At 64.9% G+C, this 20,294-nt stretch carries 20 protein-coding genes and 1 pseudogene; 7 read left to right on the top strand and 14 right to left on the bottom strand.

The window, feature by feature from the left end; all coding sequences use genetic code 11:
- Window positions 1-125: 125 nt before the first annotated feature.
- Window positions 126-2,378 (top strand): terpene synthase family protein, encoded by a 2,253-nt coding sequence (locus ACLMAL_RS27775; protein WP_412001788.1) that lies wholly within the window; start codon window positions 126-128, stop codon window positions 2,376-2,378.
- A 19-nt stretch (window positions 2,379-2,397) separates the two neighbouring features.
- Here the strand turns inward: ACLMAL_RS27775 and ACLMAL_RS27770 are convergent, their stop codons facing one another.
- The 5 genes from ACLMAL_RS27770 to ACLMAL_RS27750 form a co-directional block, all read right to left on the bottom strand.
- Window positions 2,398-3,186: an adenylate/guanylate cyclase domain-containing protein gene (locus ACLMAL_RS27770; protein WP_412001770.1), complete on the bottom strand. Its 789-nt coding sequence runs from the start codon at window positions 3,184-3,186 to the stop codon at window positions 2,398-2,400.
- 822 nt (window positions 3,187-4,008) lie between these two features.
- The gene (locus ACLMAL_RS27765) at window positions 4,009-4,806 is read right to left on the bottom strand and encodes a class I SAM-dependent methyltransferase (protein ID WP_412001769.1); all 798 of its coding nucleotides are present in this window, start codon (window positions 4,804-4,806) and stop codon (window positions 4,009-4,011) included.
- Between the two features lie 100 nt (window positions 4,807-4,906).
- Entirely contained in the window at window positions 4,907-7,171 is a 2,265-nt protein-coding gene (locus tag ACLMAL_RS27760) for an MMPL family transporter (protein ID WP_412001768.1), read from the bottom strand.
- Between the two features lie 145 nt (window positions 7,172-7,316).
- Window positions 7,317-7,826, bottom strand: a complete 510-nt coding sequence (locus ACLMAL_RS27755; RefSeq protein WP_412001767.1) for a GtrA family protein — start codon at window positions 7,824-7,826, stop codon at window positions 7,317-7,319.
- Window positions 7,827-7,871: 45 nt separating this feature from the next.
- Window positions 7,872-8,348, bottom strand: coding sequence for a MarR family winged helix-turn-helix transcriptional regulator (locus ACLMAL_RS27750; RefSeq protein ID WP_412001766.1), 477 nt, complete (start codon window positions 8,346-8,348; stop codon window positions 7,872-7,874).
- A gap of 90 nt (window positions 8,349-8,438) precedes the next feature.
- Here ACLMAL_RS27750 and ACLMAL_RS27745 point away from each other — a divergent pair, with 90 nt between their 5' ends.
- The 3 genes from ACLMAL_RS27745 (at window position 8,439) to ACLMAL_RS27735 (ending at window position 11,970) form a co-directional block, all read left to right on the top strand.
- Window positions 8,439-8,768 carry a rhodanese-like domain-containing protein gene (locus ACLMAL_RS27745; RefSeq protein ID WP_412001765.1) on the top strand — a complete coding sequence of 110 codons (330 nt, stop codon included), beginning with the start codon at window positions 8,439-8,441 and terminating at the stop codon, window positions 8,766-8,768.
- Window positions 8,769-9,121: 353 nt separating this feature from the next.
- The gene (locus tag ACLMAL_RS27740; RefSeq protein WP_412001787.1) at window positions 9,122-11,395 is read left to right on the top strand and encodes a molybdopterin-dependent oxidoreductase; all 2,274 of its coding nucleotides are present in this window, start codon (window positions 9,122-9,124) and stop codon (window positions 11,393-11,395) included.
- A gap of 98 nt (window positions 11,396-11,493) precedes the next feature.
- Window positions 11,494-11,970 (top strand): nitroreductase family deazaflavin-dependent oxidoreductase, encoded by a 477-nt coding sequence (locus ACLMAL_RS27735; protein ID WP_412001764.1) that lies wholly within the window; start codon window positions 11,494-11,496, stop codon window positions 11,968-11,970.
- A 296-nt stretch (window positions 11,971-12,266) separates the two neighbouring features.
- Here the strand turns inward: ACLMAL_RS27735 and ACLMAL_RS27730 are convergent, their stop codons facing one another.
- Complete coding sequence (locus tag ACLMAL_RS27730) at window positions 12,267-13,376, bottom strand: FAD-dependent oxidoreductase (RefSeq protein WP_412001763.1); 1,110 nt, start codon at window positions 13,374-13,376, stop codon at window positions 12,267-12,269.
- Window positions 13,377-13,443: 67 nt separating this feature from the next.
- On the opposite strand from ACLMAL_RS27730, the gene ACLMAL_RS27725 reads away from it, so the two are divergent.
- Window positions 13,444-14,124 carry a TetR/AcrR family transcriptional regulator gene (locus ACLMAL_RS27725; RefSeq protein WP_412001762.1) on the top strand — a complete coding sequence of 227 codons (681 nt, stop codon included), beginning with the start codon at window positions 13,444-13,446 and terminating at the stop codon, window positions 14,122-14,124.
- 126 nt (window positions 14,125-14,250) lie between these two features.
- Here the strand turns inward: ACLMAL_RS27725 and ACLMAL_RS27720 are convergent, their stop codons facing one another.
- Entirely contained in the window at window positions 14,251-14,814 is a 564-nt protein-coding gene (locus ACLMAL_RS27720) for a phosphatase PAP2 family protein (protein ID WP_412001761.1), read from the bottom strand.
- A 289-nt stretch (window positions 14,815-15,103) separates the two neighbouring features.
- On the opposite strand from ACLMAL_RS27720, the gene ACLMAL_RS27715 reads away from it, so the two are divergent.
- Window positions 15,104-15,748 (top strand): recombinase family protein, encoded by a 645-nt coding sequence (locus tag ACLMAL_RS27715; RefSeq protein WP_412001760.1) that lies wholly within the window; start codon window positions 15,104-15,106, stop codon window positions 15,746-15,748.
- Here the strand turns inward: ACLMAL_RS27715 and ACLMAL_RS27710 are convergent.
- The 6 genes and pseudogenes from ACLMAL_RS27710 to ACLMAL_RS27685 form a co-directional block, all read right to left on the bottom strand.
- Window positions 15,684-16,499, bottom strand: coding sequence for a class I SAM-dependent methyltransferase (locus ACLMAL_RS27710; RefSeq protein ID WP_412001786.1), 816 nt, complete (start codon window positions 16,497-16,499; stop codon window positions 15,684-15,686). The two genes, ACLMAL_RS27715 and ACLMAL_RS27710, sit on opposite strands and share 65 nt — an antisense overlap.
- 41 nt (window positions 16,500-16,540) lie before the next feature.
- Window positions 16,541-16,885, bottom strand: a complete 345-nt coding sequence (locus ACLMAL_RS27705) for a VOC family protein (protein WP_412001759.1) — start codon at window positions 16,883-16,885, stop codon at window positions 16,541-16,543.
- Window position 16,886: 1 nt separating this feature from the next.
- Entirely contained in the window at window positions 16,887-17,057 is a 171-nt protein-coding gene (locus ACLMAL_RS27700) for a CopG family transcriptional regulator (protein ID WP_328401348.1), read from the bottom strand.
- 254 nt (window positions 17,058-17,311) lie between these two features.
- Window positions 17,312-18,133, bottom strand: a complete 822-nt coding sequence (locus tag ACLMAL_RS27695; protein WP_412001758.1) for a transporter substrate-binding domain-containing protein — start codon at window positions 18,131-18,133, stop codon at window positions 17,312-17,314.
- 144 nt (window positions 18,134-18,277) lie between these two features.
- Window positions 18,278-18,533: pseudogene (locus tag ACLMAL_RS27690) on the bottom strand (YciI family protein); the annotation flags it as partial.
- Window positions 18,534-18,677: 144 nt separating this feature from the next.
- The gene (locus ACLMAL_RS27685) at window positions 18,678-19,337 is read right to left on the bottom strand and encodes a TetR/AcrR family transcriptional regulator (RefSeq protein ID WP_412001757.1); all 660 of its coding nucleotides are present in this window, start codon (window positions 19,335-19,337) and stop codon (window positions 18,678-18,680) included.
- A 267-nt stretch (window positions 19,338-19,604) separates the two neighbouring features.
- Here ACLMAL_RS27685 and ACLMAL_RS27680 point away from each other — a divergent pair, with 267 nt between their 5' ends.
- Window positions 19,605-19,916: a hypothetical protein gene (locus ACLMAL_RS27680; RefSeq protein ID WP_412001756.1), complete on the top strand. Its 312-nt coding sequence runs from the start codon at window positions 19,605-19,607 to the stop codon at window positions 19,914-19,916.
- 194 nt (window positions 19,917-20,110) lie between these two features.
- Here ACLMAL_RS27680 and ACLMAL_RS27675 read toward each other — a convergent pair whose 3' ends face one another.
- Entirely contained in the window at window positions 20,111-20,260 is a 150-nt protein-coding gene (locus tag ACLMAL_RS27675; RefSeq protein WP_412001785.1) for a helix-turn-helix domain-containing protein, read from the bottom strand.
- Between the last annotated feature and the right edge of the window lie 34 nt (window positions 20,261-20,294).

The raw sequence follows: 20,294 nt of genomic DNA, 5'->3' as shown, positions 1-20,294 counted from the left end.
CCGGCCGACCGCGAGTGAAGATCACCGACCCCATGCGTTGGTGGCAGCCGCACGCCCGCTGCCGGAAGCCACCCATGCCGGTACCGCCTCCTGATTCCGACACGTCGCCCGTCCGAGGAGACCTCATGCAGCCATTCGAATTGCCCGAGTTCTACATGCCGTATCCGGCGCGGCTCAATCCGCACGTCGACGGCGCACGCGCCCACACCAGGCAGTGGGCCGCCGAGATGGGCTTTTTCGAACCGCAAGAGGGGCGACACATCTGGGACGAGGATGATCTCGAGCGTCACGACTACGGTCTGCTGTGCGCGTACACCCATCCCGAGTGCGACGGGCCCGAACTGGATCTGATCACCGACTGGTATGTCTGGGTCTTCTACTTCGACGACCATTTCCTCGAGTTGTTCAAGCGCACCAAGGACACTGCGGGCGCCAGGCACTACCTCGAGCGACTGCGGGACTTCATGCCGATCGCGGGTGGCGCGACGCCGGAGCCGACCAACCCGGTGGAGCTCGGACTCGCAGATCTGTGGGATCGCACGGTGCCGACCATGTCGGTCGACTGGCGGCGGCGATTCGTGGCGACGACCAGGGCGCTGCTCGAGGAATCACGATGGGAGCTGGCCAACATATCCGAGGGCAGAATCGCCAATCCGATCGAATACATCGAGATGCGGCGAAAGGTCGGCGGCGCACCGTGGTCGGCCAATCTTGTCGAGCACGCCATCGGCGCGGAGATCCCCGCCGAACTGGCGGGAACCCGCCCGCTGAAGGTACTGCGCGACACCTTCTCCGACGGCGTGCACCTGCGAAACGACATTTTCTCCTACGAACGCGAAGTCCAGAACGAGGGGGAGAACGCCAATGGGATCCTTGTGGTCGAGCGGTTTTTCGACTACGGGACGCAACAGGCCGTGGATCTCATCAACGATCTGCTGACCTCCCGTGTGCAGCAGTTCGAGCACACCGCCGTGACCGAATTGCCCATGCTCTTCACGGAACTCGGTGTCGGTCCGCGGGAGCAAGCGGCCGTGCTGGCATACACCAAGGGCCTTCAGGATTGGCAATCCGGTGGTCACGAATGGCATCTGCGCTCGAGTCGATACATGAACAGCAACGGTGTTCGCGCCTCGACCAACCCGCTCGCCATGCTGCTGAAACCTCGGGGGCTCGGTACCTCTGCCTTCATCGCGCCCCTCGCCGGGCGGCTGGGACTCGGTAGGTCGAGGAGCTTCCTTCATCCCCACCGCGAGTCGGTCGGCCCCACGCCGCTGCCGCAGTTCTACATGCCCTACGCGGTTCAGTTGAATCCGCATCTGGACACCGCGCGCGAGAACCTGGTGGCTTGGGCGTGTGGCATGGGTTTCTTCGACCCGGTGGCCGGTGTGACAGGTCCTGGTCTGTGGCGCGAGCAGGATCTGCGTGACGGCGATTTCGCCCTCTGTTCTGCGGGTCTCGATCCCGACGCGACGCCCGCCGAGTTGGACTTGTCGGCTTCCTGGCTGGCCTGGGGAACCTATGTCGACGACTACTACCCAACTGTGTTCGGCCGGGACAAAGACATTGTCGCCGCGAAGCTACAGGGGCGGCGACTGTTGGCCTGCATGCCGATCGATTCGGCCGGGGCCCCCGCGACCGTCGGTCCGATGGAATCGGCGCTTGCCGATTGTTGGCAACGGACGACGGCAGACATGACAGTCGACCAGAAGTCAGCGTTTCGGGTCGCTGTCGTGAAGTTCCTCGATGCATGTGAGTGGGAGATCGCGAACACCGTGCTGAACCGAATCCCGGATCCGATCGACTACGTGGAGATGCGCAGACATACCTTCGGGTCGGAGCTCACCATGGCACTGTCGAGACTGTCGCACGATGATCTCGTTCCGCCGGAAATCTATGCGACACAGACGATCAGGGACCTGGAGAATACGGCCGGCGACTACGCGACGATGGTCAACGACGTGTTCTCCTATCAGAAGGAGACAGAATTCGAAGGCGACTTCCACAATGCTGTGCGCGTGATGCAGAACTTTTTCGGCTGTAACAGAGATCAAGGGGTCGAGATCGTCGACAAACTCCTGACCGCTCGCATGCGTCAGTTCGAACACGTGGTCGCCGACGAACTGCCTCGCCTGTACGAGGAACACGGTCTCGACGAATCCACCCGCCGAGTCATCGATCGGCGCGCGGCCGAATTGCAGGACTGGATGGCGGGAATTCTGAACTGGCACATCGCCGTCGGCCGATACCAGGAGCAACAACTCCTCGACCGCTACCGGCCCGGCCGGTCGCTTCGAACGATCGGTGATCTCCACCCGCAACGATTGTTCGCGCGCTCGGCGGGGCCTGGTCTCGGCGCGGGGATCTGCTCGGCCGGCTGAGGATGGCGCGAGCGCCGAGTCACGCCCGTTCGACCGGGTAGAGGTGGTGGGTGCCGCGAAAACCTTTCAGTTCTACTTCGCGCCCCTGCTCGACGACGATGTCGGGTTCGCCGTCGACGGCGTCTCTGACCGCTGCGCTGATGAGGATTTCGCCGCCGTCGGCCTGGCCGGCCACCCGCGCCGCCATCGCGACATTTCGTCCGAACAGGTCATCGCCGCGCCGGACCGATTTACCCATGTGAATGCCGATGCGCACGCGAACCCGCTCGGTACCGATGGGTTTGACCCCGTTGCCGAGTGCACTCTGGAAATCCAACCCGCACCGCACCGCCTGCTCCGGGCGGGCGAAGGCGATCATGAAGCCATCCCCCTGGCTTTTCACAATGTGCCCACCGTGCTCGGTGACGAAGTTGCGGATCATCCTGTCGTGGCGGTCGAGCAGCTTGACCCAGACGCGATCACCGAGCCGCTCGTTGAGGGCGGTGGAACCTTCGATATCGGAGAACGCGATCACGACGTGGCCGTCCGGAGTCAGCCGGGCGAGGTCAGGGCGTTCGACTTGGGCCCAGTCCGCCAGTTCCTCGACCGAGCTCAGAACCGCGCCACGAAACCCCTTCTTTCGCACCAGATTCGCGGTTTCCCACACGGTCTTGACCGCCTCGCGACTACCGTTCATCCAGAGCGATCGAGAGTCGACCTTCCGCTGCAACGCCTCGAATTGGCGCCGGCTGCGGACGAGCAACACCGACAACGCCACCAGACCAGCGGCTTCGAATACGATGACCGCCACCAACACGAGTTCGATCATGATTGCCCCCGGTATTCCGTCCTCGGCGACTGCAATGCTTCGCGGCAAGTATTCCTCGTTCGTGCGGCAAACTTTGCCGGCATCGAGTAGGTGTTCGGCGGTGAGCCCCAAGGGTGACCAGGATGCTGAGGACAGCAGGCCGGCGGCTCCGGATCGGTCGAGTTGACCCGCCCGGCGCCGCGTGTGCGGAGCCGGGCGGGCCGCTTCCCCGTACGCCGCGTGGACGCCGCCACGTCCCACGGCGAAGTCAGCATAATCTCGTTGCCGGTGCTGGACCAGTCGACACACCCACGCTGACGAATCACATGAAGCGGCAATCGGTGCAATGGTGCACACGACGCACGATTGCAGTCGATGAAGGCCGAATCTGGATGTGCAGGAGCCCCATTCGTAGCTTTCGGTCAGGGGCCGGCGCTGAGGTGGTGCCGTCTGCTTCGGTGCAGTGGATGCGGCAGCGGGGATCGTCGAGCCTGCTGGGGCAGGGGCGACCGTTCTCGGTGGGCAAATCCCTGTCATCCGGTTGGCTGGGCCAGGGGAGGTGCAATGCATAGAGCCGTGCGGGGGCCTGTCGGGGGAGGGAGCGGACAGATCGAGCCTGAGGTGGGAACGTTGGCGAGTTTCTGTGAGTCCAGCTGATTCGATCGTTGGTAAACAACCTCGTGCAGGAACCGGAGTCGGGCATAGATCAGCTCAATAAAACATTACCCTACGTAGATATGCGCATCTACGCATCTCACTCCCCTCTCAACCAACACGACAACACACCATCCCGACATACCTCCGCTATCGCTGAACAAAAGCTGCAAGGAGAGCGGTGGCGCGCTATGTTGTCGCGGTTGCCACGATGTATCCCTTGGGATCGCGCCAGCTCTGGCCGGGATGATGGGCGAACCAATCCTCGATGTCTTCACTCATGTCGGCCAGGATCGCTTGCCGCTGGGGGTGATCGGGGGTAACGCCGTGGAAGCCGAACAATGCTTCGGCGAAGCGGATCAGCGGTGCGGCGGCATCGAAGACGAGGGCGTTGTCGGAGCGGTGGATCCGGACGGTGCCGAAGGTGTCGATCATCATCGCGGGAAGCGTGTCGGAATCGACGGTTGCGGTGAAGGCTTCGGTGGTGGTGATGCCGTAGCTGCCCGCATGGGCGGCGATCAGTTCCGCGGCGCGCGGACAGGTGTAGGGGTGGTTCACCACGACGGCGACAGCGCCGCCCGGCTTGGTGGCGCGTCGGAACTCGGCGAGGGCGGCTCTCGGGTCGGGCACGTGGTAGAGCATGTGCCGTGCGGTGACCACGTCGAAGGTGTTGTCGTCGAAGGGGATCTGCTCGGCGTAGGCGAGCACCGCTTGCACGCCAGGGATGGCCGCGGCCGCGGCGACCATGGCGGGTGAGGTGTCGATGCCGATTAGTGGGCCGTGGTGTCCGCGTGCGGCGAGGTTTGCGAGGAATCGGGCATCGCCGCAGCCGATGTCGGCGAGGTGCTCGGTTCCGGTCAGCTCGATCGCGGCGAGCACGTCGGTGCCGGGGTCATCGGGCTTCTCTGAGTATTTCCGGTGCGCGTCGATGCGCGCCTGCAGCGGCGTCGGATCGGCGTATTCGACTTCGAGGCGGGGGCTGCTCATCGGTGGTCGTCCTTCGGTCCGGTGGCCGGCGGTGACGCTTTCCGGCGGTGAGCGTACCTCCGTGGACGGCGCTGTCGAGCGGTTTCGGCGCGGGGCGCTGTCAGACGTGCTCAGAACGTGCTGCGCTGGCGACGGGGAGTTTCATGGTGACCGGGTCGGTGATCGGTGTGGATTTCACCAGGTCGTGCAGATCGCTGGTGCCGGGGCGTTCATCGTCGAGGACAGGTTCGCCGAGGCCGATCTTCTGCTGGATGTGTTTCATCCAGGCCGGTGCCCACCAGCAGTCGTCGCCGAGGAGTTTCATGATCGCGGGGACCAGGAGCATGCGCAGGATGGTGGCGTCGATGAACAGCGCGGCGATCATGCCGTAGGCGATGTACTGCATCATCACGAGATCGGAGAAGGCGAAGGCACCGGTGACGACGAGCAGGATGAGTGCGGCGGCGGTGATGATGCGGCCGGTGTGTGCGGTGCCGGTGCGGATGGCTTCGCTGGTGCTCGCACCCTTGGCGCGGGCCTCGACCATGCGGGAGAGCAGGAATACTTCGTAGTCGGTCGAGAGGCCGTAGATGATCGCGATGATGAGTACGAGCACCGGCGCCATGATCGGTTGTGGGGTGAAGTTGAGCAGGCCTGCGCCGTGTCCGTCGATGAAGATCCAGGTCAGGATGCCGAGGGTGGAGCCCAATCCGAGTGCGCTCATGAGTGCGGCCTTGATCGGCAGGACCAGTGATCCGAAGGTGAGGAACATCAGGATGGTGGTGATGAGCAGGACCATCGCGATCATGAAGGGCATGCGGTACAGCAGGGCGTCGATGCTGTCTTTCTCGATTGCTGGTTTGCCGCCGACCATGAGGGTGACGCCGTCGGGAATGTCCATGGCGCGCAGGTATTCGATGGTTGTCCCGCCCTTGGCAGTGTCGATGAGCGGAGCTTGTAGTCGGTAGACGCCGGGGCGCGATGGGGCAGGTGTCGGGACGCCGAATTTCTGGGCGAGGCCGGGTGCTTGGTTGGCTCGTCGCGTGACTTCGCCGACGTCGAGTGAATTGTCGGAGGTGATGATCAGCTGTAGTGGATCGGTTGCGCGGAGGTGAAACAGTTCGTCGAAGTCCTGCTGGGCGGTTCGGACCGGGTTGTCGGTGGGTAGGTATTTTTCGCTCATACCGCCGAAGACGAGGTTTTTCATCGGCAGGATCAGCAGGAAAAGTCCGATGCAGAGGGGGATGGCGATGCGTAGTGGGCGTTGCATGACCCAGCCGGTAGCGCGTCCCCAGAAGCCGTTCTCTACTTCGTCGGCGGTCTTGGTTTTGCGGAATCGTTTGAGTCCGAGCAGGTCTACGCGTGGGCCGAGGATCGCGAGGATTGCGGGCAGGATGGTGATGGCGGTGAGGGCGGCGAGCGAGACGGTCGCGATGGCGCCGTAGGCGAGGGATTTGAGGAAGCCCTGTGGGAACAGCAGCAGTCCGCCGAGGCTGGCGATGATCATGGTGGCGGAGAAGACGACGGTGCGTCCTGCGGTCATGACGGTGCGTCGGACGGCGGTGGGGGTGACGTAGCCTTCGGCGAGTTCTTCGCGGAATCGGCTGACTATGAAGAGGCCGTAGTCGATGGCGAGGCCGAGTCCGACCATGGATACCACGCCGTTGACGAAGGAGTTGACTTCGGTGAAGTTGGTGAGGATTCGGACGACGCCGCCTGCGCCGAGCACGGTGAGGCCGCCGATGATCAGTGGTAGTGCGGCGGCGACCAGGCCGCCGAAGATGAAGAACAGCAACACTGCGACGGCGGGGAGGGCGAGTTTCTCCATGCGTTTGGTGTCGGTGGTGATCGTGTCGTTGAGGGTGCCGCCGACGGCTTGCAGCCCGGCGATTTGGACCTGGACGCCGGGAAGGAGGAAGGCGTCCTTGACTTTTCGGAAGTTCCGCACCATGTCGGTGTCGTTGTCGCCGCGGATGGCGAGTGCAGCGAAGGCTGTGGTTTTGTCCAGGGTGGCGGCCTGTACTGCGTTGAGTCCGGTTTCGGTGTGCCAGTAGGCGCCGTTGATGCCGGTGATCTCGTTGGGATGTTCGCGGGGGAGGCGGTTGAGGTGGTCGACTACCGCGGTGCTGAAAGCGGGGTCGTCGACGGTTTTGCCGGCGGGTGCGGTGAACAGCAGGATGACGTCGCCATCGTGGTTGCGGCCGAAGGCTTCGTCGGCGAGGCGGCCCGCGCGGGCGGATTCGGAGGTGGGGTCGTCGAGTCCGCTGGAGCTGAGGTGGTCTTCGAGGCCGATGCCGTAGCCGCTGAGGGCCAGTAGTGCTGCGACGGTGATGCCGAGGACGGCGAATCGGAAGCGATGGACGAGGTTCCCCCAGCGTGCGAACATCAGCCGATTCCTTGCATGGTGCGGCGGGTCGGCGGGGCCGACGATGGTCTCGGGTGTGCTGCGCCGGTCGACAAGGGGCTGCATCCTTTCCGCGGGTGGACGCACGGTGTGCTTGTCATCAAAGGTACAGATGGGGCTGGTGTGCTCAGATGCTGTGCAGTTCGGCTTCGTGGAGGTCGTCGGGGAAGACGAAGCGGCGGAATGCCCAGAAGCGGAAGACCATTGCGAGCAGGACGCCGAGGATTTGGCCGGTGATGAAGTTGGCTACGGCCTGGGTGACGGGTCCGACGTGGGGCACTCTGAGGTCGAGTAGGTAGAGCGAGATGGCTTGGGGGAGCATGGTGACGCCGATACCGAGTGCGCTGATGGCGAAGAAGAGCGCGGCTTCGTGGTGGCGTTGGCGGCCGCCTCTGGTACGGAAGGACCATTCGCGGTTGAGGATGTAGGAGGCGATGGTGGCGATGAGTACGCCGAGAAGTCGTGCGGTGAGTGGTTTTTCGCCGAGGACGGTGAGTTTGACCGTGTAGACGACGCCGGTGTCGATGAACCAGGTGATGGCGCCGACGACGGCGAACTTCAGCAGTTCGCGATGTTGGATCGCCTTGGAGCGGTAGGGCTCTGGTATTCGATCGAGTGCGGGCTGCACGAGTGACACGCCACCGACTATAACGGCGTGTCGGTGGGTGTGCCTGGTCGTGGGTTATCGGGTGCGATTGTCGGTGGTGAGTGGGAGGTGGGTGGGGCCGAGGACTTTGCCGAGTGTGGTGGCGAGGGTGGTGAGTTCCTCGGTGTCGAGTTTGTCGGCGAAGTGTTTGTCGATGTTGGTGAGGTAGTGAGGTGCGGATTCGCGGAGGCGGGTGCGGCCTGCGTCGGTGATCGAGACGAACGCGGATCTGGCGTCGTCGGGGTTGGTTCGGCGGGTGAGGAGGCCTGCGGTCTGCATTTCGGTGACGAGTCTGCTGACTCGGGTGCGGCTGAGGACGACGCGGTCGCCGAGGTCGGTCATGCGGAGTGGTTCGGTGCCGTCGAGTTCGAGTAGGACGTCGTACCAGGCCAGGGGTAGTCCGAAGGATTGGCGCAGGTCGGTGTCGAGTTGTGGGACGAGCTGTGCGTGCACGCGGAGTAGTGCCGACCATGCGGCGGCGGCGGCGCGGCGGTGCTTTTCGGAGTTCGTCACGTGGTGATCCTATCCATTATGTGCGCCTGCACGTTTATGATAATGTGTGTGCGCACGCACGTAAATGTGCTGTCGAGGAAGGAAATTTTCATGACCACAGTGATCACCCGGACCGAACTGGCTGCCGCGATCGAGGCGGGTGCGGTGACGGTGCTCGATACCCTCGGTGCCGGCTACTACGAGAAGGCGCACCTGCCCGGCGCGCTCACCCTGGTAGCAGCCGAGGTGGATTCCCGTGCCGCCCAGCTGCTTCCGGATCGGGATGCGCCCGTTGTCACCTACTGCTCGAACCTGGTGTGTCAGAACAGTGAGATCGTTGCCGGGAAACTGCGTGCGCTCGGCTATACGAACGTGCGTGCCTACCGCGCCGGAATACAGGACTGGACCGAAGCGGGTCTGCCGGTCGAGTCCGAATCCTGACCGGAGTCCAGGTCGTCGTGCGCGCCCCGACCTTGCCGATCGGCTCGGTATGGTCGAGGCGTGCCGCCTACCGTATGGGTAGTTCGTCGAGGTTGATGGCGACGGCGTTCCTGGGGTTGAACCAATGGCGTTGCGGTGCTTAGAGTTTCGTTCGCGTCAGCGGAAGATCCGGCCGTTCCGGAGCAAGCGATGGTATTCGGCCGGTTCGGTGGTGCGTACCTGCTGTGGGCGGATGTCGGATGCGAGCTCGACCAGTCGTCCATGTTTCATGATCGGCCGGTGTGTCCGAACTCCGGGCCATTTGGCGGATCAAGGAGAAGCGGAGGCTCTGGCTGGCGGGCTACGGTGGTGTGATGACCGCGCATCTGACGCATTGGGGAGTGTTCGAGGCTGGTAGTGACGGTGAGCGGCTGACCTCGGTGCGGCCGTGGCGTGGTGATCCGGAGCCGATGGCGTTGATCGACAATGTCGCCTCCGCGCAGCATCATCGGACGCGGATCGACCAGCCATACGTGCGCAGGGGGTGGCTGGAACAGGGGCCAGGGCCCGCGCGGCGTGGTGACGAGCCGTTTGTTCCGGTGTCGTGGGAGACCGCGGTGGGGTTGCTCTCGGGTGAGCTGAGTCGGGTCTATCGCGAGTACGGTGCGGATTCGGTGTACGGCGGGTCTTATGGGTGGGCCAGTGCGGGGCGGTTTCATCACGCGCAGAGTCAGGTGCATCGGTTCCTGAACTGTCTCGGCGGGTATGTGCGGCATGTGAACAGCTACAGCCTCGGTGCGTCGAGTGTGCTGTTGCCGCATGTGATCGCCGATATGTCGGTCCTGGAAGGGCAGGCGACGGCCAAGAGTGTGCTTGTGGAGCATACGGATTTGGTGGTGGCCTTCGGCGGGTTGTCGCCGAAGAACTCGGCGGTTTCTCCGGGGGGAGTGTCACGTCACAACACGCGGACGTGGATCGGTGCGGCGCGGGCGCGGGGCTGCCGGTTCGTCTCGATCAGCCCGTTGCGTGACGATATCCCGGCCGAAGCGCAGGCCGAGTGGCTCGCGCCGCGGCCGGGCAGCGATGCGGCGCTGATGGTGGCGTTGGCGCAGGTGTTGGATGCGGAGGGGTTGGCGGACCAGGATTTCCTCGACCGGTACACCGTCGGTTATGAGCGGTTCGCCGGCTATCTGCGTGGCGAGCGCGACGGGGTCGTGAAGGGGCCGGAGTGGGCGGCGCAGATCACCGGGCTGCCTGCCGGTGAGATCCGGGCGTTGGCGCGCGATATGGCTGCGGCGCGGACGATGGTGACCGTGAGTTGGTCGCTGCAGCGTGCCGAGCATGGTGAGCAACCGCTGTGGCTGGGGGTGGTGCTGGCGGCGATGCTCGGTCAGATCGGGCTGCCCGGTGGCGGTTTCGGTCACGGCTACGGGTCGACGGCGCACGTCGGTGAGGCTGCGCGTGCCTATTCGGTGCCGAAGTTCCCGCAGGGCCGCAACGGTGTCGACACGTTCATCCCGGTCGCCAGGATCGCTGACATGCTGCTGAACCCCGGTGCGGACTACGACTACGACGGTCGGACACTGACCTACCCGGACATCAGGCTCGTGTACTGGTGCGGCGGGAATCCCTTTCACCACCATCAGGATCTGGCCAGGTTGCGCGCGGCGTTCGCGCGCCCGGAAACAGTGGTCGTGCACGATGCGTTCTGGACCGCGACCGCCCGGCATGCCGACGTGGTGCTTCCCGCGACGATGTCGATCGAACGCGACGACTACGGCGCTGGGCAGAACGATCGGGTCTTCTTTCCGATGCCCGCGCTGACCAGGCCGCACGGGCAGGCGCGTGACGATTATGCGATTTTTGCCGAGTTGGCCGAAACCCTCGGTGTCGGAAAGGAATTCGCCGAGGGTCGCACGGCGCAGGAATGGTTGCGGGAGCTGTATCGGGAGTGGCAAACCCACCGCGGTGACGAAGTCCCGGACTTCCAGATGTTCTGGGACGGCGAGCCGCTCGAGCTTCCGATACCCGATCCCGATCAGGTGTTGTTCGCGCAGTTCCGTGCCGATCCGGAGCGTTTCCCGTTGACCACCCCCAGCGGGAAGATCGAGATCTTCTCCGAAACCATCGACAGTTTCGGCTATCGGGACTGTCCGGGGCATCCGGTGTGGATGGAACCGGAGGAATGGCTGGGTGGGCCGGCGGCCGCACAGTTCCCGCTGCAGGTGATCGCCAATCAGCCGCGTACCAAGTTGCACAGTCAGCTCGATGTCGGCGCGCACAGTCGATCGGCGAAAGTTGGTGGGCGAGAACCGGTTCGGCTGCATCCCGACGATGCGGGTGCGCGCGGCGTCGGGGACGGCGACATCGTGCGGATCTTCAACGACCGGGGCAGCTGCCTGGCGGGGGTCGTTGTCGATGACGGGGTGCGCGCCGGTGTCGCGCAGCTGTCGACGGGCGCCTGGTACGACCCCGACCCCGAGGATCCCAGCTTTTGCAGGCACGGCAACCCGAATGTGCTGACCGCAGATCGCGGGACCTCGCCGCTGAGTCAGGGCTGTACCGGTCAGCTCGCGCTAGTGGAGATCGAGCGGTTTCGAGGCACCGTGCCCGAGCTGGCCGTCGATCGCCCACCCCCGATCGTCTAGTGTGTCTCCCGCCACTTTTGGTGGGCCTCTTCTGGGGTAAGGCAGTGAGGGTGGTCTCAGTGCGCTCGTCGGGTGCCGGCGTCTGTCAGGATTCGAGGATGGTGTCCAATCCCTTGCCTGCTGTCGCCCGACGGCTCGCCACGCAACGCTGGGTCATGCGCATGGCCCCGGTGGTGTTGTGGCTGGAGCGTGTAGTGCGTCGGGTGAGCGGTGGCAAACGTGGGATCCTCGATGTTGCGGGGTTGCCGTCGATCGAGATCACCGTCATGGGCCGCAAGACCGGACTGCCACGTACGACGTCGCTGTTGTATGTGCCGCACGACGAGAACTTCCTTGTCCTGGGGTCCAATTGGGGCAGCGTGAAGCATCCGGTGTGGTCGGCGAACCTGCGCGCGGCGAGCACGGCCAGCGTGCGGACCAAGTCCGAACGGCTCGAGGTCACCGTCACCGAGATCACCGGAGCGGACCGCAAACGGGCCTGGGACCTGGCCGTGGAGTTCTGGCCCGGCTATGAGATGGAGTACGAGCTCTCCGGCGGCCGCGAGTTCCGCATTTTCGAGCTCCGACGGGTCTGACAGTCGCCTGATCCGCGCGGTCACCGTTGCGAGTCGCCCGCGGGCACGGCCGGGGTGTGCCCGGACATATTTGCCCACAGCCTCCTACAGGCTGAAGTGATCGGCGTAGACCAATCGTTGCGTGGTGCCCGGCGTCTGCTCGCCGGGCACCGGATCGGCGGGCAGCACTTCGTATTCCTCGACCTGTACCCGCAGATCGTCGGACGTCCCCGGTGTTACGGAACACCACCACGCCCAGCGACGTCGTTCGTACTTTGCACTGCATGACAGCTTCAGGAGCCGTTATCGGTGACATTTCAGCCAGGTTGGAAGAATGCGAGCATTCTCCGGCTGGCGTCCGGCGACGTCAGGAGTTCCTGCATGCGTGCGGACATCCGCGCGGCAGCGCTGGTGCGTTCGAACATCTCGCGTTCGTATTCTTTGACGGCGGAGGGAAAGTCGTCCGGGTGCGCGGCCAGCGCGAGACCGAGCAGGGCGCCGTCGAGCAGCGCCATGTTGGCGCCCTCTCCCACCGGCGGCATCAGGTGCGCGGCATCGCCGAGCAGCGTGACGCCTGGCGTCGACGGCCAGGTCAGGCCGACCGGGAGAGTGGTGATCGACCGCGGCACGACCGTGTCGTCGCAGGCCGCGATCAGCGCGGTGAACCGTGAGTCCCAGCCGGGAAGCAGGTCGATCAGCCGCGCCCGGGCGGCGGCCGGGTCGTCGAACGGGATCCCGCTGGTCGCGAACCAGTCCTCGGCGGTGTTATAGAAGCTGAGGCCGATGCGAACGCGGCCGTCGCCGTTGCGCTGCGCCGCCAGGGATAGTCCGTTGCCGAGCACCCAGTAGTTGCCGCGCCCGATCATCGCCGCGAGGTCGGGGTGCGTGCGGTCGATGTCGGGAATGCCGACCTCGACGACGTTCTGGCCGATATGCGCCGGGCGGACGTCGGTGAGCAGCGCGCGGACCCGGGACTGCGCGCCGTCCGCGCCGACGAGCAGGTCATACGTCGCACTGCTGCCGTCGGCGAAGTGCAGCAGGCCGTTGTCGGCGGATTTGAACGCGTGCCCCCAGCGCACCACGTCTTCGGGGAGGGAATCCAGCAGCAGGTTGCGCAGATCGGCGCGGTCGACCTCGGGTCGCTCGAGCGGGGCGTCGTCGGGGGTGTCCTCCTGGAGCAGCAAGGTGCCGTCCGGCTCCAGAAGGCGCATGTCCTGCCCTTCGCCGCGGGCGATCGCGTGGAACTGGTCGATCAGGCCGGCCTCACGCAGCGCTCGCTGCCCGGAATGTATGTCGAGCATGCCGCCCTGACCACGCGCGCCGCGCGAGAGTTCACGTTCGTACACGACGGCGTCGATGCCGTTCACGTGCAACACCCTGGCGAGGGTCAGGCCGCCCAGTCCGGCTCCGACGATGGTGATGGTCATGGTCGCCCTTCGATACACTGAATTGTCCAATACACTGTATCGAAGCATGCGATGTATCGTCAGCGGCATGTTGGTGTGGGAGAGGCCGGAGCCGCCGGATCGACCGGTGCCGGCCCCATTGAGCCGGCAGCGGATCGTAGGAGCGGCGATCCGGCTGGCGGACGCGGACGGGCTGGCGGCGGTGTCGCTACGTAAGGTTGCCGCCGCACTGGACGTCGGGCCGATGCGGCTGTACGGCTACATCGCCACCAAGGAGGAGTTGCTCGACCTGATGGTCGATGCGGTCTACGCCGAGATCCGGCCGGCCGGAGACGGTTGGCGAGAAGTGCTACGGTCGCTTGCCGAAACCACCCGGCAGGCTGCTCACCAGCACGAATGGCTCGCCGACCTGATCGGTGGGCGGCCCCAGCTCGGGCCGCACGCCCTGGCCAGAGGAGAGGCTGTGGTGGCCGCGATGGGCGGCGTCGACGTGGACACCGTCATGCCGGTGGTCGACGCGGTCAATGCGTACGTGATCGGCGCGGTGCGCCGGGAGATCACCGAGCAGCGCGCCGAGCGGGCCACCGGGATGGACAAGAGGCAGTGGCAGGCCGCCTTCGGGCCTTATCTGGAGCGGACCTTCGCAACTGGCCGATTCCCTGCGCTGTCCACGGTCATACGCGACGGCGCTCACCTGGACGCCGACCAAACCTTCCGCACCGGCCTCGACTTCCTCCTCGACGGCATCCAAGCCCGCATCTCGAGCTGACACGCAGCCGAGGGACCAGACGAGCGCCGCCCGTGGCACCAACTCGGCGTTGACGCGCTGAGACGACGCGACCTCCAGCGTCCGAAGCCAGTATTCCGCGGCGGTGACACGGCCTTCTCGACAAAATCAGATGCCTTCGTCGGATGCGATCAGAACAGGGTGTCGCGCAGGGGCTGGTAGCCGGAAGGCGACTCGTGCCAGGCTCATGACAACCCCGGCGACTCCTACCCCCACCCCCCATCCGGCCAGCACATCGGTCGGCCAGTGCGCCCCCAGGTAGACCATCGCGATACCGATCGAAACGACCAGCGTGGCACTAAGGCCCGCGATCCAGCGCCGGCGCTCCGTCAGCCAGGGCAGCGCCAGATAGGCGGTGACCGCGACAGCCGCCGTCATCGCGGCCACGGTCGACGGCATCGAGAACGCACCGACCTGGACTACCGACAGGTCTACCGGTGGGCGCTCCCGCTGAATCATATGCTTCAGAGCCCTGGCTGCCGACTGCGCCGCCACTACCGACACAGCGATCGTAATCCCTTGCCACCACCAGCGTTTCGTGACCACAACAACCAGGCCCACCACACCGGCCGCAGCTATGACCGTGTTGCTCATCCCGGCATCCATTGCCAAACGCGCCACCGTTGTCAAAGCCGGTGTCCGATGTTGAGAAAGCCACCGCAGGATATCCATGTCCAGACTCACCGTGCACATCCTGCTCTGCCCTGCGACCGCTGCCGGATGCGATCGACTCAGCGAAACACCCGTCCACCACTACCCGGAGAGACCGGACATACATCCGCTCATAGCCGCATTCCGCGCGATGTGATGGGTCGAAAACGAACGTTACGTCCCACCGACGTCCGTGTCGGCACCCGCCGGGAACCGGCAGCTCACACACCACACCCTTTGGGGCACAACCCGTGTGCGATATCTATGGGGCAGAACCGGACGTGTCGGCCCTTTATGGGACAGTTCGGGCATGGGCCGATTCGGATACGCGCGGGCGTCCACGCGCGGGCAGAAAGACGACTCCCAGATCGACGCTCTCACCGCCGCCGGATGCGAGCGGATCTGGGTCGACAAAGCATCCGGCAAGCTCGCCCAACGCCCTGAATGGGACAAGTGCTTCGAGCATTTGCGGCGCGGTGACGAGCTGGTGATCACGCGGCCGTTCCGATCGGTGCGGCACATGACAGAACTCGCCGCCGTACTCGACGAGCGCGGCATCGCCCTGATCGTGCTCGAGCAGGGCATCGACACCACCTCCCCGGCCGTGCGGTTCCTGTTCCACGTCATCGCCGCCATGGACGAGAAGACCGCGGACCTGATCAGCGAGGGAACCCTCGAAGGTCTGGAATCCGTGCGGTCCCGAGGCCGGGTCGGCGGCCGGCCATCCGCCCTGACCGAGTTGCAAGCGCTCGAGGCCCGAGAGATGTACGAAGAGCTCGATCAGCGAGGCAAACGCAAATACACGGTCGCCCAGATCGCCGATACCTTCGGGGACGGTGCGGCTTCGAAGGATTGCACCAGCCCGAGGCGACCTCGAAACGGTTGCCGTACTAGGACGTCGCCACCAGGATCTGCTCCGACTCCGTGGGGCGCAGACCGTCGGTGCGGTCGGTGAAGTAGCGACGGTTGATGTCGCTGGGCGAAATGTGCTGGGTGGCAGCGAAACCCGCGTCCTCGGCCAGCGCCACGATCTCGTCGGGACCGAAGAAACTGATGAACGGAGTGCCCGATTCGCGAGCGCCCTGCTCGACATACCGGCGCAGCCGCTGTTCGTCGGGGCCGACGAGTTCGAGCGGCAGCATGAATGTCGTGGCCAGAGTGGAGCCGGGCGCGAGTTTCGCAATCTGGTGCAGGGTTGCGATATTCGTCTCCTTGGTGAGGTACATGGAGACGCCGGTGGATGCCACAACCGCCGGGCGGTCCGGGTCGAAACCGGCGGCTGTCAGCCGATCCCACCACGAGTCCACTTCGAAATCGACGGGGACCAGTCGTAACCATTCCGGGACGCCGTATCCGAGCTCGGTGAGGCGCTGTCGCTTCCATGCCTGGGGGTCGGGTTGGTCGATCTCGAACACCGTCAGGCGTGCGGCGAGCTCGGGCCGGCGTTGGGCGAAGGTGTCCAGTCCGGCACCGAGCAGAACGTACTGATCCACGCCACGCTCGATCTGTTCGGCGAGGAGGTCCTCGATGAAGCGGGCCCGGGACACGATGCCTGCTCGCATCTGGCTGGTGGTCTGCGGGTCCATATCCGGGCGACTTCGCCAATCTTCCTCGGGCGATGCCAGCCGCAGACCGATCTCGTCGCGGAATACGTAAGGGGGCGAATCGATCTGCACGTGCATCGCCCGCCACAGCGCGACCCGGATCGCGGTACTGTCCGGCGCGACCTGCTCGTTCGGTATGGCGATCACTGCTTGCCCGCCGGTGCTTGCAGGCTCCAGAGCCGCCCGTCCGGGTCGCGGACGGTCATCTCCTGGGTCCCGTAGTGGGTCTGCTCGAACTCGGTGACGATATCGACTTCGCCGCCGGGGCGGTTCTGCGTGCCGGCGACCTTCAGAACCAGCTGCGTGCGCGGCTGCTGAGTCGTAGGGACCTCGGCAACGAAAACGCTGGGACCGTCACCGTTGCGGAACTGGCCCGAGTTGTGGTCGGTTTCGAACTCCACCTCGAATCCCAGCTCCTGCAGAAACTTGGCCGCCTTGCCCCAGTTGTGAGTTTCCAGGAGCACGGCCTCGATACCTTCGGTCGTCATATCAATCCTTTCCCGACGATGACTGCCGGTGGGTGTCGTCGAGGTATGCCCGCAGCGCGTCGGCTACCAGTGCCGACAATGACATTCCCGACTCGATCGACTGATATTTGACCTGCTTGATCAGCCCGATCGGCAGGTAGACGTTGAACTGCTTCACATCCTCGTCGCCCACAACGCGATGCTAGCATGCTAGCAATCTAGCCACCAGCTTCACGGCGGAGTCCCACTCGGATCTCCAGATGGGATCGGTGACTCCGTGAACCTTCGGGCAAGGGCCGTCCGTCATGTGCTGGGCAGGCCGTCACCAAAGGTAAAGGCGCGCATGCGGTCTACGATTCCGTCGGCCTCGCGACATTCCACGACAGCCTGGATGCGCTACGGCCGCGTGGCTGCCTCGTGTTGTCCGTCGACTTGTGCGGGTGTCGCTCAGTTACCGCTGATGGGCGCGTCGCCGCCGATCCATCGGGCGAAGGAGCGGTCGACGGCCCCGGTGGCGAGTTGGGTTGCCAGCCACGCGTTCACGGTCGTGGCCAGTACAGGGTCGTTCTTCTTCAGCAGGAACACCTTCTGGAAGGAGTCGAACGGGCGCTCGGGGTGCAGGACCTGCAGACCGGGGTGGCTGCGGACGCGGTATCGGCCTTCGACGGAGTCGGTGACGAAGACATCCACCCGGCCCTGGTCGATTTCGTCGAAGAGGGTGAGATTGTCGTTCCACAGAGTCAGTTGGGCGTCGGGGAAGTTCTTGCGTGCGAACGATTCGTTGGTGCCACCGCGGTTCGCGATCACCCGCACGCCGGGTTGATTGATCTGCGCGATCGTGGCGTAGTCGGCGCCGCTGGTGCGCCGTGTGATCGGGGCTTTTCCGTCGATGCCGTAGGAGATCGAGAAGTCGGAGAACCCGCGGCGTGCGGGCAGGTCGGAGATTCCGCCGACCGCGACATCACACTGCTGCGGCGCGAAATCGGTTGCCAGCGTTGCCCAGGTCACCGGGATGAACCGGATCGGGCGGTGCAGCACATCGGCGAAGCCTCGGATGAGTTCGATGTCGATCCCGACGTATCCGCCTGCGCCGTCGCCCACCGAATACGGCGGGTAGTCTCCCGGCGTGCACACTCGCAATTCGTCTGCGGCGGGTAATCGGCCCGGTTCCTGCGCGGCCGCGGGGATCGCCACTGCAGCAACAGCTGTCCAACCGGCGACCAGGGCCGTGATCCGCCGAAGGCGCGCACGCGTGTGTTGTCCGAGCATCCTGAGGAGATTACCGGCTGAGGGGGTGCGGGCTCCGATCCTTGTCGGCCCGGTGCCGGGAATCTCGCCTCTGCGGCCGATACTTCCTTGCCGCTCAACTACGCAACTGCGCGTTGAGTCGTGCGGCGCCTCGTCCGCCGTGCGTCACTCCGCGATGGTCGGGGACGCGGCCAGGAATGGGCGCACCTCGAGCCACTCCTGGATCGGCTTCCCATCCGCACCCGGAGCCGCGGACAACTCGCCGGCCAGCTCGAGCGCCCGCTCGTAGGTCTCGACGTCGATCACCACCCGGCGATCAGGTCCTTGGTCTCCGCGAACGGGCCGTCGGTAACGGCGGCCGCCCCTCGCCGTCGGAGCGGACGAACGTGCCCTCCGGGGAAAGCGCCTGACTGTCGACGAAGCCGCGCGCGGGTTCTCGACATCCCACCGCGACATTTCCTGTTCGCTCGGGCCAGGACACCCGACCATTTCTGGCGTTGGTCAGTGGGTACGGCTTCGTGCGGGTGGGTGAGCAACTCGACCTGGTCGATGGTGTGGAGTTCGTTTACGAAGTCGCCGCGCGCACGGGTCGGCTTCGGTAGAGCGGTCGACTGAGGTCTGCGGCCCAGACCGGGGTTCGGGCCGGCCACATGCGCAGGGCGAGTTCGGAGACGTGGCGGAGGTCTTCGTGGGTGCAGCCGTTGGCGGCTTGGGTGGCGATGCCGTCGATGATGGCTGTGACGAAGTAGGCCAGGGCTTTCGGGTCGGCTTCGATCGGAAGGTCACCCTCGGCGCGGGCGCGTTCGAGGCGGTGACACAGTGCCGCTGTGCTTGCGGTGCGCCGTGCGATGACTTCGTCCCGGATCGGGTCGGTGTCGGGGCCGCAAGCGTGTGTGTGACTGACGAGCAGGCAGCCGCGGGGTGTGTTCGGGCCTGCGGTGAGCGCGATCGTTCCGGACATCAGTGCTTCGGCGACTTCGACTGCAGTGGGGCGATTCAATGCGTGTGTCGCGAACGCGCGGGGGCCCGCGATGTAGCGGTCGAGGACTTTGCGGAAGAGGTCTTCCTTGTTGCCGAACGCGGCGTAGAGGCTGGGGCGGTTGATACCCATCGCCTCGGTCAGGTCCGAGAGTGCCGTGCCTTCGTATCCTTGACGCCAGAACACTTCCAGCGCCCGGTCGAGGGCGGCATCGGGGTCGAACTGTCGGGGCCGTCCGCCCACCATCGCGTTACCTCCAAATTTCTATACCCCTCGGTGCAGTGCCCAGTCGGCCGGATGTCCAAACCTCCCCGTATACGACCAGTCGAGTGTCCGATTGACACTAGCCGACGCATGGCCTAGCTCGATCCGGATCGGCGCATCGAGCGGGTTGTCGTGATGCAGGACATAGCGCGTGGCACGGAATCGATCATCCAGTGCCGCAGGTTGTTCCGTGGATCTGTTGGTGCCGCCCGGTAAGCTGAGTGCACTGCTTCGGAGGGGGAGGTTCTGATGTATATCTTGATGGCTGTTGTCTTTGTGCTCGCGAGCGCTGTGCTGGTGGGGTTCTATCCCGTCGCGGGCGGCGTGGCATTCTTCGTCGCGGTCGTGTTGGTGGGCGTCAGTGGTTTCCGCTTACTCCGTCAGCGGAAACGTGCCGAGTCGTGGACTGCCGCAGGCCGGGCTCGGGCGGCGCAGGCCGGCGGTGGTGCTGCACTCGGTAGTTACATCAACGGTGGTGGTTGCAGTGGTGGTGGGGACGGCGGCTGCAGCGGCGGGGGTGGTTGCGGTGGAGGCGGAGGAGGCTGTGGCGGCGGCGAGTGAGATCCCGCCGCCGGCAACCCTGTTGAGGTAGTCAGCAGCAATTCGTCCGGGAAGCACAGACTCGGCAGATCGCACCTCCCCACCGGGCGAGCGGCTGGTCGACCTCCGCAAGTGGTTCGAGTCAGACCGGTCTCTAGTTGGTTACCTACCGTGCTGCTCCTACTGCGTCTGCGCACATCGATGCGGCACGGCGCTCAGTGCGCTCGGGCGCGGGTAAGGAGCCACCAGGTGACGATCAGGTCGTCTGTGCGGTCGAGGTCCAGCCCGATCAGTTCGGAGAAGCGAATAAGTCGGTTGCGAATTGTGTTGCGGTGCAGGTACATCGTGGCGGCGGTGTCGTCGATCGCGGTCGAGGAAAGTTTCGACGGTTGTGAGTTC

This window comes from Nocardia sp. CWNU-33 (assembly GCF_046764895.1).
In the GTDB taxonomy this organism is placed as follows: Bacteria; Actinomycetota; Actinomycetes; order Mycobacteriales; family Mycobacteriaceae; genus Nocardia.
This window is presented reverse-complemented; position numbering and strand designations above follow the sequence as displayed.